Annotated in this window: 11 protein-coding genes, 1 tRNA gene, 1 rRNA gene and 1 pseudogene; 4 read left to right on the top strand and 10 right to left on the bottom strand. The window is 41.4% G+C overall.

Features of this window, described 5'->3' with window-relative positions:
- Positions 1-100: 100 nt before the first annotated feature.
- Positions 101-340 (top strand): annotated as a pseudogene (locus tag ACIQYG_RS26305) (tyrosine-type recombinase/integrase); the annotation flags it as partial.
- 117 nt (positions 341-457) lie between these two features.
- Here the strand turns inward: ACIQYG_RS26305 and groL are convergent.
- Positions 458-2,095, bottom strand: a complete 1,638-nt coding sequence (gene groL / locus ACIQYG_RS26300) for a chaperonin GroEL (protein WP_053533467.1) — start codon at positions 2,093-2,095, stop codon at positions 458-460.
- 60 nt (positions 2,096-2,155) lie between these two features.
- The gene (gene groES, locus ACIQYG_RS26295; RefSeq protein ID WP_034306337.1) at positions 2,156-2,440 is read right to left on the bottom strand and encodes a co-chaperone GroES; all 285 of its coding nucleotides are present in this window, start codon (positions 2,438-2,440) and stop codon (positions 2,156-2,158) included.
- A gap of 328 nt (positions 2,441-2,768) precedes the next feature.
- On the opposite strand from groES, the gene ACIQYG_RS26290 reads away from it, so the two are divergent.
- Positions 2,769-3,494, top strand: a complete 726-nt coding sequence (locus tag ACIQYG_RS26290) for a CPBP family intramembrane glutamic endopeptidase (RefSeq protein ID WP_034306339.1) — start codon at positions 2,769-2,771, stop codon at positions 3,492-3,494.
- A complete protein-coding gene (locus ACIQYG_RS26285) occupies positions 3,491-3,703 on the top strand; it encodes a YdiK family protein (RefSeq protein ID WP_402844374.1) in 213 nt (70 codons plus the stop codon). The genes ACIQYG_RS26290 and ACIQYG_RS26285 overlap by 4 nt, the downstream gene beginning before the upstream one ends.
- A 340-nt stretch (positions 3,704-4,043) precedes the next feature.
- Here the strand turns inward: ACIQYG_RS26285 and ACIQYG_RS26280 are convergent, their stop codons facing one another.
- Positions 4,044-4,703 (bottom strand): redox-sensing transcriptional repressor Rex, encoded by a 660-nt coding sequence (locus ACIQYG_RS26280; RefSeq protein ID WP_034306345.1) that lies wholly within the window; start codon positions 4,701-4,703, stop codon positions 4,044-4,046.
- Positions 4,704-4,736: 33 nt separating this feature from the next.
- The gene (gene moaC / locus ACIQYG_RS26275; RefSeq protein ID WP_402844371.1) at positions 4,737-5,246 is read right to left on the bottom strand and encodes a cyclic pyranopterin monophosphate synthase MoaC; all 510 of its coding nucleotides are present in this window, start codon (positions 5,244-5,246) and stop codon (positions 4,737-4,739) included.
- A 133-nt stretch (positions 5,247-5,379) separates the two neighbouring features.
- On the opposite strand from moaC, the gene ACIQYG_RS26270 reads away from it, so the two are divergent.
- The gene (locus ACIQYG_RS26270; RefSeq protein ID WP_402844368.1) at positions 5,380-7,299 is read left to right on the top strand and encodes an ABC-F family ATP-binding cassette domain-containing protein; all 1,920 of its coding nucleotides are present in this window, start codon (positions 5,380-5,382) and stop codon (positions 7,297-7,299) included.
- A gap of 278 nt (positions 7,300-7,577) precedes the next feature.
- Here ACIQYG_RS26270 and tsaD read toward each other — a convergent pair whose 3' ends face one another.
- The 6 genes from tsaD to rrf form a co-directional block, all read right to left on the bottom strand.
- Positions 7,578-8,591, bottom strand: a complete 1,014-nt coding sequence (gene tsaD / locus ACIQYG_RS26265) for a tRNA (adenosine(37)-N6)-threonylcarbamoyltransferase complex transferase subunit TsaD (RefSeq protein WP_402844365.1) — start codon at positions 8,589-8,591, stop codon at positions 7,578-7,580.
- Entirely contained in the window at positions 8,588-9,040 is a 453-nt protein-coding gene (gene rimI / locus ACIQYG_RS26260) for a ribosomal protein S18-alanine N-acetyltransferase (protein WP_053533463.1), read from the bottom strand. Before rimI ends, tsaD begins: the two co-directional genes overlap by 4 nt.
- A gap of 22 nt (positions 9,041-9,062) precedes the next feature.
- Positions 9,063-9,755: a tRNA (adenosine(37)-N6)-threonylcarbamoyltransferase complex dimerization subunit type 1 TsaB gene (tsaB, locus tag ACIQYG_RS26255; protein WP_402844361.1), complete on the bottom strand. Its 693-nt coding sequence runs from the start codon at positions 9,753-9,755 to the stop codon at positions 9,063-9,065.
- Positions 9,755-10,207 (bottom strand): tRNA (adenosine(37)-N6)-threonylcarbamoyltransferase complex ATPase subunit type 1 TsaE, encoded by a 453-nt coding sequence (tsaE, locus tag ACIQYG_RS26250; RefSeq protein ID WP_034306358.1) that lies wholly within the window; start codon positions 10,205-10,207, stop codon positions 9,755-9,757. The genes tsaB and tsaE overlap by 1 nt, the downstream gene beginning before the upstream one ends.
- 201 nt (positions 10,208-10,408) lie before the next feature.
- Positions 10,409-10,482: transfer RNA gene (locus tag ACIQYG_RS26245), tRNA-Met, on the bottom strand.
- 66 nt (positions 10,483-10,548) lie between these two features.
- Positions 10,549-10,664 (bottom strand): 5S ribosomal RNA (rrf, locus tag ACIQYG_RS26240).
- Positions 10,665-10,823 lie beyond the last annotated feature (159 nt).

Genomic DNA, 10,823 nt, shown 5'->3' with positions numbered 1-10,823 from the left:
CGTAGACACCCTTGCATTAAGCTAACCACTACTACTGCCTTCATGGTTCGGGACTTTCACCCTATAGATTGCACCCATGCCGGGCGCACGAAAAGTAGTGGAAACTAGACTAAAACGGATATTAAAAAAGGCAGATATCGATAAAAACATTACCCCTCATTCATTCAGACATACACATACATCTCTCTTGATTGAAGCGGGTGTGGGAGTAAAGGAGATTCAGCAGCGCTTAGGCCATACAGACATAAACACAACAATGAATATCTACGCTCATATGACTGCCAATATGGAAGAAAAGGCCTCCCACCAGTTCAGTAAACTGATGAAAGACCTTCTCTAATAAAATGAGCTTTTAGTTTATGAAATGAGCATCTTTTTACTCACTATGAGCAAATGTATGAGCATTTATCTTTCTTCTACCTAAAAACCCCTATATATCAAGGCTTTATGATGTTTATTACATCATGCCGCCCATGCCGCCCATGCCGCCCATGTCAGGCATGCCCATGCCGCCAGCGCCTGCAGGTTCTGGTTTGTCAGCAACGACAGCTTCTGTTGTTAAGAACATAGCTGCTACAGAACCAGCGTTTTGTAGAGCTGAACGAGTTACTTTAGTAGGATCGACGATACCGGATTCGATCATGTTCACCCATTGTCCAGTAGCTGCGTTGAAGCCAGTGCCTACTGCTTCGCCTTTAAGGCGCTCTACGATTACAGAGCCTTCAAGACCAGCGTTGTGAGCGATTTGACGAACAGGCTCTTCGATGGCACGAAGAACGATTTTCACGCCTGTTGCTACGTCGCCTTCCGCTTGAATTTCAGCGATTTTATTGTATACGTTTAGAAGTGCTGTACCACCACCGGCTACGATACCTTCTTCAACAGCGGCACGAGTGGAGTTCAATGCATCTTCAATACGAAGTTTACGTTCTTTCAATTCTGTTTCAGTAGCTGCACCGACCTTGATTACCGCTACACCACCAGCTAATTTAGCAAGGCGTTCTTGTAATTTTTCACGGTCGAATTCAGAAGTTGTTTCTTCTAATTGAACACGGATTTGGTTTACACGAGCTTGAATTTGAGCTGTATCTCCAGAACCTTCAACGATTGTTGTATTTTCTTTTGTAACAACCACTTTAGACGCACGGCCTAATGAATCGATTGTTGCAGATTTAAGATCAAGTCCGATTTCTTCAGTGATTACTTCGCCACCTGTAAGGGCTGCGATGTCTTCAAGCATTGCTTTACGACGGTCACCGAATCCAGGAGCCTTAACAGCAACAGCGTTGAATGTTCCACGAAGTTTGTTCACAACAAGAGTTGCAAGCGCTTCGCCTTCTACATCTTCAGCAATCAATAATAGCGGTTTTCCTTGTTGTACAACTTGCTCAAGTACAGGAAGGATTTCTTGGATATTCGTGATTTTTTTATCTGTGATCAAGATATATGGATTCTCAAGGACAGCTTCCATTTTATCTGAGTCAGTAACCATGTATGGAGAAGCATATCCACGGTCGAATTGCATACCTTCTACTACGTCCAATTCAGTTGTGAAACCTTTAGACTCTTCGATTGTGATGACGCCGTCGTTACCAACGCGCTCCATTGCTTCTGCAATCAGTTGGCCCACTTCTTCATCAGCTGAAGAGATGGCAGCAACTTGTGCGATTGATTCTTTGTTTTCAACAGGTTTGGAAATGGCTTTCAATTCTGCAATTGCTGAATTGACCGCTTTCTCGATTCCTTTACGGATACCCATTGGGTTAGCACCAGCTGTTACGTTTTTAAGACCTTCACGGATCATCGCTTGTGCAAGAACCGTTGCAGTAGTTGTACCGTCACCAGCTACGTCGTTTGTTTTGCTTGCTACTTCAGCAACCAATTTCGCACCCATGTTTTCGAATGCATCTTCCAATTCGATTTCTTTAGCGATCGTCACACCGTCATTTGTGATAAGCGGTGAACCGAATTTTTTCTCAAGAACCACGTTACGACCTTTTGGTCCAAGCGTTACTTTAACTGCATCTGCAAGTGCGTCCACACCGCGAAGCATGGAGCGGCGAGCTTCTTCACTAAATTTAATTTCTTTAGCCATTTATAAGTACCTCCCTAAAATTTTAAGAAAATTTTTCGTTCAGTTAAGTATGATGTATAATTAGCCGATAACAGCTAGAATGTCGCTTTCACGTAAAATTAAGTATTCAGTGTCTTCGTATTTAACTTCAGTACCTGCATATTTTGAGAAGATAATTAGATCGCCTTGGGCAACCTCTAAAGCAACACGTTCGCCATTTTCAAGGACACGGCCAGTACCAACTGCTACTACCTTACCTTCTTGTGGCTTTTCTTTAGCAGTATCAGGAAGAACAATACCGCTTGCAGTTTTTTCTTCAGTTTGAACTAGTTCAATAATAACGCGATCACCTAATGGTTTTAACAAGTGAAACAACCTCCTCATATTCTCTTGATAATTTGTTTCATGATTATTAGCACTCTTCATCATCGAGTGCTAACACATTTATAATATTAAATAAACCGAGCCTTTTTTGCAAGTATCTTATTGAAAATTTTTTATTAATTTCTGATAAATTACGGGTAAACTACTTTAGGATAATGATTTCCTTAACATAGTAATTTAAATGTAATGTTAGGGGTACCTTTAAGTGGTGTTCTGCCTCAATTTTTGATACCATTTTGGAGTATGCGTTTATAGATTGTCCCCATATCAGTAACGTTGGAATGGGTGACTATAAAAGGAGTTTTCATTTTTGAAAAAAGAATATTGGTTCGTCATCATCACTTATATTGCCATGCAATTATCCAGTATTGTCGGGGTACCCATTTTCATGCTGATCGGGTCTTATACCGGAATGCCGGCTGATGAACTCGAAGTGAAATCTGCAGCATACTGGATAGTTTTCAGTTTTCTCGCAGCTTTATTCTTGATTCTTTTTTTAATGAGAAAAGATATGAGGGAAAAGTTGGACACGAGAAACCAAACTTCCGTTTCCATGTCCATATTATGGGCAATTGCAGGAGTGTTCATGGCTCTTTTTGCACAAAGCATTGCCGGAAGCATTGAACAAATGCTTGGAGTGGAGTCTGAATCTGAAAATACGCAGCAACTCATTTCACTCATTTACAAAGTCCCCATGGTCATTTTCGTCACTTCAGTAATTGGACCTATATTGGAAGAATTAATTTTCCGGAAAATCATTTTCGGATCACTTCATAAACGGTTTAACTTCTTTATTTCAGCTTTAATCAGCTCAGTTATTTTCGGCTTGGCGCATGGTGAATTTGAACATCTTCTTTTATATACGGCAATGGGCTTCACTTTTGCTTTCCTTTATGCGAAAACAGGCCGCATTCTCGTATCCATGAGCGCTCATATTGCGATGAACACGCTTGTTATCATCCTTCAAGTGGTATATCGGGAGGATATAGAGAAGATGCTGGATACTGCACAGGCCTTCATCGGAGGTTTATTATGAAACGTCAATCACCCTTATTCATGGGCATTATCTATGCAGGCTTAGGGGCCCTTTTTACCGCTATCGCGATTCAAACCGTCAATTCTTCAGGATGGGGACTCTTTGCCTACATACTTGTCTTTATTGCGACTCTTGACTTTGGTTCGGGATTACGAATGATCATGCTGCACTTTAAGATTAAAGCCGCACAAAAAAATAAGAAAAAATAAAAAAACGCTGTAAAGATGCAGTATTTCAGACTGAAGACAAATTCGAAGAAAACGATTTTGTCTTCAGCTTTTTTTATTTAAAAAAGTTCCAGTTGATTTCAGAAATCCGCTCCCTGTCCGCCAAGCCTCCTCGGCACAAGCGCCTGTGGGGTCCCGGCTAGCCAGATATTCGCCAGGTGTCGCAAATTTCTTCCATCCAATAATGATTACAGTAAAAAACCATGAAGGAAAACCTAGTCTTGTTTTAAAATCATGGTTCGGGATGAGACAATTCCCCTCCTTTAGTCCACAAACTGAAAAGCTGCAATAAAAAAAACGCTGCAATGATGCAGCGTTTTTTTTATTCCTCCAATGCGGCTTCTTCCACTACAGGATAATGTTTCAGGAAGTAGATGAGCGACTGAAGCTCCACCGCAAGGTCAATGTGATGGACCCTTATGGATGGAGGCACGGTCAGCCGTGCAGGTGTGAAATTCAATATTCCTTTTATGTCAGCTTTGACTAGACGATCGGTTATCGTCTGGGCTACCTGTGCAGGCACTGTCAATATAGCCGCAGTAATATTATTTTCCTGCAATAGTGTATCGATTTGATCCATATGATAGATAGGCACATCAGCTATTCGCTTGCCGACCTTTTCTTCAGAAACTTCGAAAGCCATTTCAATTTTTGTATTATTATTTTTCATGAAATTGTAATTTAAAAAAGCGGTTCCTAAATTTCCTACCCCAATTAAAGCGACTTTGGTCAATTCATCTTGATCTAGTGTTTTTCTGAAGAAGGATAATAAATAATTGACATTGTAGCCGTAGCCTTTTTTCCCAAGCGCGCCAAAGTAGGAAAAATCGCGGCGAATGGTAGCAGAATCCACTTTTACAGCTTCGCTAAGCTCTGCCGAGGAAACTCTTTGTTTGCCTGAGGAATGTAAGTTCTTTAAAAATCGATAATACAATGGCAACCTTTTGGCTGTTGCCTGCGGTATCTTTGGGTCATGGTTCATTGTTCTTCCCCGCCTTCACACATGCTTTTCAACTTAATCTCTATTTGTTTGTTGTTTTACTTGCCTTTTATAATCGCTACTAGACACTCCGCCTGTTTTCTCCACTAAGAATGTAGGCCCGATCACCATTCCCTTATCAAGGGCCTTACACATGTCATAAACAGTCAAGGCAGTCACGGATGCAGCTGTTAACGCTTCCATTTCCACACCTGTACTCCCTTTTGTCTTAGCTTCCGTTTCAATCCTAAGCCTATATCCTTGTTCTTCTTTTTCCCAATCAAAGGCTATATTGACCCCTTGCAGAGCAATGGGGTGGCACATCGGAATTATATTGGATGTATTTTTGCTGGCCATTATTCCTGCAACTTGTGCAACAGCCAGTACATCACCTTTTTTCATTTTATGGTTCGTGACCAATTCATATATTTCATCATTCAATAAAATGCTCGATTGAGCCACTGCCGTCCGGGTTGTTTCAGGCTTTGCACTCACATCGACCATTTTGGCCATGCCCTGTTCATTAAAATGCGTTAAGTCTCCCATTTAAGTAACCCCTCCTAAATCATACACTATTATTCCACTTTATGTAACAGCTTTTCTTTTAGCTTGGAACCAAGCTGTTGCCGATAATAACTAAAATACGTTACACTAACAATAATCAATTGAGGTGAAATCTATGATTTTATTACAAATCAATCAACTATCGAAATATTATGGAGCTGAACTTATTTTATCAAATATGAAGCTCGAAGTTCAAAATAAAGATCGAATTGCACTTGTAGGCCGAAATGGCGCCGGCAAATCCACTTTACTAAAAATCATAGCCGGGCAGATTTCGCATGATGGCGGTGAAATAATCAAACCAAAAGGCGTCACCATCGGCTATATGGCCCAGGATACGGGATTGGAATCCGAACTGACCATTTGGGATGAGATGCTGACTGTATTCACTGATCTTATAGAGCAGGAAAAGGAACTGCGCCGCCTTGAGGCTGATATGGCCAGACCTGACATCTTTGAAAACGAAACAATTTACCAAAAAGTGCTGAATGAATACGACACTTTGATGGTGGCATTCAAAGAGAAGGGCGGTTATCAATATGAAGCGGATATCCGTTCCGTATTGCATGGACTTCAGTTTGCCGACTTTGACTATTCTACCCCAATTTCCACTTTAAGCGGCGGGCAAAAAACAAGGCTTGCATTAGGAAAGCTGCTTTTAAGGAAACCGGATATATTGATTCTGGATGAGCCGACGAACCATTTAGATATCGAAACCCTCTCTTGGCTTGAACAATATTTACAAAGCTACCAGGGAGCTGTCCTCATTGTTTCCCATGACCGCTATTTTTTAGATAAAGTAGTAAACCTGGTATATGAGATTTCCCGGAATAACATGAAAAAATACCATGGTAATTATAGTTCTTACCTAGAGGGAAAAGCGGAAGATTATGAGCGGGACATGAAACTGTTCGAGAAACAGCAAGGGGAAATCGAAAAGCTTCGTGACTTTGTCCAACGTAATATCACAAGGGCTTCCACCACGAAAAGAGCTCAAAGCAGACGTAAACAGCTCGAAAAGATGGATGTGTTGGACAAGCCGCAAGGTGATGAAAAATCCGCGAATTTTTCTTTCCAGATTGAAAGGCAAAGCGGAAATGAAGTACTCCACCTTCAGGACCTGGCTATCGGATACGAAGGGGAAACGGTATCGAAGAATATAAATTCCCGGATGACAAAAGGAGAGAGCATAGCTCTTGTCGGCCCAAATGGAGTAGGAAAATCAACTTTATTGAAAACGATCATTTCCAAGCTGCCCGCACTTTCTGGGGATTTCCGTTTTGGAACGAACGTAGAAGTCAGCTACTACGATCAAGAACAGGCTAACCTTGTTTCCAATAAACGCGTACTCAATGAATTATGGGACGACTATCCCCTCAAACCGGAAAAGGACATTCGCACCGTACTCGGTAATTTCCTATTTAGCGGGGACGATGTTTTGAAAACCGTTTCCACACTAAGCGGGGGCGAAAAGGCTCGTCTTGCTCTAGCCAAAATGATGATGCAAAAAGGGAATTTTTTAATTCTCGATGAACCAACGAACCACTTGGACCTCGATAGTAAATTGGTGCTCGAAAACGCTTTGATCGATTATCCGGGAACTATTCTTTTCGTCTCACATGACCGCTATTTCATAAATCGGATAGCAACGAAAGTGATAGAGCTCTCCAAAGAAGGCAACGAAGAATTCCTCGGTGATTATGATTACTATCTGGAGAAGAAGCAGGAGCAAGCGGAAATCCAAGCACTTGAACAGCAGGATCAGGCTAAAACTTTAGATGCGGCTGTAGAAAAAACAAATTACAAAATTAATAAAGAAGCAAAAAAAGCTGAACGCCAGCGAAAACGGCGCATTGAGGAAATCGAGGCAGCCATGGAGCTTCTTGAAACCGAAATAAACGAATATAATGACCTCCTCTGTGATCCAAATGTTTTTCAGGACCATGAAAAAGTAATGGAAGTCCAAACAAAGCTTGATCATGCACAAGAAAGTTTGGACCAGCTTCTCGAAGAATGGACTGAACTGGAAGAATGAAAAAGACCGAGTCAATTGACTCGGTCTTTTTCTTTTCCAATCAAATTGTCTCTTGAAAGTTATCCACAAACTTGTTAACAAAACGCTTACCGTTCATAAGCCATTAATTCGAGTTATGCACATTATCCACAGAAACATATCCACTTATCCACAAAAACAATGATTTATACACATGCAGTATGATTATCAAAAAAACTTTATCCACAGAATATTCTATTATTTTATTAACACGATAAAAAGACAGGATGCCGAAGTGAGGGATCCTGTCTTCTCGTCAATTAAAATGCTTCTATATCCAATCCAGGATTTCCGTTCAAATCCAAACCAGATCGCTTCCCCTTTTCAAACATGACACTGCCAGCAGCACCGATCATGGCAGCATTGTCGGTACAAAGATAGAGGGGCGGAATGGATATATCCATAGGTAAATCCTTAAAAGCTTCCGCTAATGCTTCCCTAAGGCCTTTATTTGCCGCAACTCCTCCAGCAAGCAATACCTGTTTCACATTATATTCCTTTGCAGCCTTCACAGTTTTCATTACAAGCACTTCTATCACGCTTGCTTGGAAACTAGCTGCTAAATCTTTAGGTTCAATTTTTTCCCCGCGCTGTTCTGCATTATGCAAAGTGTTGATTACCGCTGATTTCAAGCCGCTGAAGGAAAAGTCATAGCTTCCATCCAACCATGCCCTAGGCAGTTTCAAAGATGGTGAGCCAATTTGCGCAAGCCTATCGATATGAGGCCCGCCAGGATAAGGGAGACCCAAGGTTCGAGCCACTTTATCATACGCCTCTCCTGCGGCATCATCCCGCGTCTCCCCGATCACCTTGAAAGAACCAGGTTCTTCTAAAAGCACCAACTCCGTATGCCCTCCCGAAACGACTAAAGAAAGCGCAGGATATTCGATCTCCTGAATAAGCCGATTAGCATAGATATGACCAGCGATATGATGCGTGCCGACAATCGGTATTCCATGTGCGAAAGCTACAGCCTTCGCCGCATTCACACCTATTAATAGTGCCCCTACAAGGCCGGGACCTTCTGTAACGGCAATGGCATCCAAGTCTTCATATGTCACACCGGCTTGCAGCAGTGCTTCTTCAAGAACAATCGTAATTTGTTCTACATGATGACGGGAAGCTATTTCCGGGACGACACCGCCAAAACGTTTATGGCTTTCTATTTGTGAAGCCACGACATTACTCAGTATCTCCGTTCCATTTTTTATGACAGCTGCCGCAGTTTCATCACAGCTTGTTTCAATTCCTAATATAAATTGATCTTTTTTCATGAAAAATTCACCCACATAACATAAGCATCTTCTTGATTGTCTGTATAATAATTCTTTCGGATTCCGCCCTTTTGGAAACCCAGCTTTTCATAAAGTGAAATGGCTACGGCATTACTGACACGGACCTCAAGTGTCATCCTCACCACACCCATTGAAATGGAGATTTCAATCATCTTCCTGAGCAAAGCTTCTCCAAGCTTTTGCCCTCGGTATTCTGGTAATATCGCTATATTGGTAATGTGCGATTCATCAATGACGATCCAGGCACCGCAATAACCGGCAATTTTCCCTTCATCCTCTATCACCATGTATACAGCGTACTGATTATGATTCAATTCATTAAAAAAAGCTTCCCGGCTCCAAGGCAAAGTAAAGGACTGCTTTTCCACGTTGAGCACTTGGTCGATATCTGCCGTATTCATCTTTCGGAACGTCAATGTTTTACTCATAATAATCGGTCGCTTTCCTTGTTTATTTCCCCTGTTGTTCAAGCCACTTAGCTTCTGCTTCAGCCATGCGGATATAATTCGGTACAAACTGGTGAATATCCACTTCAGTCTTATCAAGACCAATGAAGGCAAGTTCGCTTGGCCTTGAATTATATGATTGTACTGGAGCAAATACCGCTAATTCGCCTAATGCATCCGTAATTGCATCCCGATGGATGTCCACATCTTGACCAACAAATAAAACAGGACGATTTAATTCCTTCAATTGATTCGCCCACTCAGAGGATAGAATATTACAATCTTCTATGACTGTCTTTAAAGAATCCTTTTCCATTTCATATAATCCAGTATAAATCTGCCCTCTTCTTGCATCGAACAAGGGAGATATCAACCCGTTAAAATAACGTCCATTAGCTGCTAAAACCTCTAAGCTGGAAACACCTGATAACGGAATCTGAAGCGTCCAGGCCAAGCTTTTCGCTATCGTCACTCCAATCCTGACCCCTGTATAGGAGCCTGGACCTTGAGCGACCACTATCTTAGTCAATTCCTTCGGTATAGTATCACAGTCCCTCAGCAGTGTTTCAATTGCTGGCATTACCCGCACCGAATGATTTTTCTTTAGGTTCGTCGTATACTCACCAATTACTTGATTCCCGTTTACAAGTGCAATCCCTAATGTGAAATTCGATGTATCTATAGCTAAAACCTTCATCAAATAATCTCCTTACATAACTTTACATATCGTTCGCCTTTGGCTTCCAAAACAATACGCCGGCTTGTATCGCCCAGACGATAGATATAAATGGTCAAGATTTCCTCTGGGAGGTGATCCTTTATTAAATGGGCCCATTCAACGACAGTCACACCATCACCATCAAAATATTCATCAAAGCCTAAATCTTCTTCCGATTCACTTACCCGGTAGACATCCATATGATACAAAGGCAAACGACCCATATACTCCTTTATTATCGTAAAGGTAGGGCTATTCACCATTCTGGTAACACCTAATCCTTTAGCCAGCCCTTTTGTGAATGCCGTCTTCCCTGCACCCAAGTCACCTTCTAAAGCCAGCACATCTCCACTGGAAAGCTTTTGTGCCAATTTGTGCGCAAATTGCGCTGTTTCTTCCTCATTCTGAGAAATCCATTCAACATGCTGCATATATCAATCACCTTTATCATTATTAGGAAAACGTCCGTCCTATAGTTCAAGTCGAGAACCATAAACGCAATATTATGGAACAAAAACCATTCTATATGTAGTTTACCTTGTTTCAAAAGAAGAAACAAATAAGTTAGGGACATATTATTGGAATTTCAGATAAAACAAAAAAACGAAACCTAAGTTTCGTTTTTTTCATGATTGCGGGGACAGGATTTGAACCTGCGACCTTCGGGTTATGAGCCCGACGAGCTACCGGACTGCTCCACCCCGCGACGGTATAAATGTTGCTTTTATAAAAATAGTATTCCCGTTTATCCAAAAAGAATACAAAGATTATAGCTTGGCGGCGTCCTACTCTCACAGGGGGAAACCCCCAACTACCATTGGCGCTGAAGAGCTTAACTGCCGTGTTCGGAATGGGAACGGGTGTGACCTCTTCGCTATCGCCACCAAACATTTAATCTTTTTAGCACATTTATTATCATAACATGTATGAAATCAAAATGCAAGAAGAAATTTTCATTCCTTCAAAACTAGATAATAAGAAGGTATTTCATTTTTTAAAAAGCGTTGGTTAAGTCCTCGATCTATTAGTATCAGTCAGCTCCACATG

The sequence above is a fragment of the Peribacillus sp. NPDC096622 genome (genome assembly GCF_044762665.1).
GTDB lineage: Bacteria > Bacillota > Bacilli > Bacillales > DSM-1321 > Peribacillus > Peribacillus frigoritolerans_B.
The sequence above is the reverse complement of the archived record's forward strand: the minus strand, read 5'-3'. Positions and strand labels throughout refer to the sequence as shown.

Bases quoted from the DNA above. Each gene is read 5' to 3' on its own strand.
- groL (WP_053533467.1), bottom strand. From the start codon at position 2,095: ATGGCTAAAGAAATTAAATTTAGTGAAGAAGCTCGCCGCTCCATGCTT.
- ACIQYG_RS26285 (WP_402844374.1), top strand. From the start codon at position 3,491: ATGAAACGTCAATCACCCTTATTCATGGGCATTATCTATGCAGGCTTA.
- ACIQYG_RS26280 (WP_034306345.1), bottom strand. From the start codon at position 4,703: ATGAACCATGACCCAAAGATACCGCAGGCAACAGCCAAAAGGTTGCCA.
- moaC (WP_402844371.1), bottom strand. From the start codon at position 5,246: ATGGGAGACTTAACGCATTTTAATGAACAGGGCATGGCCAAAATGGTC.
- ACIQYG_RS26270 (WP_402844368.1), top strand. From the start codon at position 5,380: ATGATTTTATTACAAATCAATCAACTATCGAAATATTATGGAGCTGAA.
- tsaD (WP_402844365.1), bottom strand. From the start codon at position 8,591: ATGAAAAAAGATCAATTTATATTAGGAATTGAAACAAGCTGTGATGAA.
- rimI (WP_053533463.1), bottom strand. From the start codon at position 9,040: ATGAGTAAAACATTGACGTTCCGAAAGATGAATACGGCAGATATCGAC.
- tsaB (WP_402844361.1), bottom strand. From the start codon at position 9,755: ATGAAGGTTTTAGCTATAGATACATCGAATTTCACATTAGGGATTGCA.
- tsaE (WP_034306358.1), bottom strand. From the start codon at position 10,207: ATGCAGCATGTTGAATGGATTTCTCAGAATGAGGAAGAAACAGCGCAA.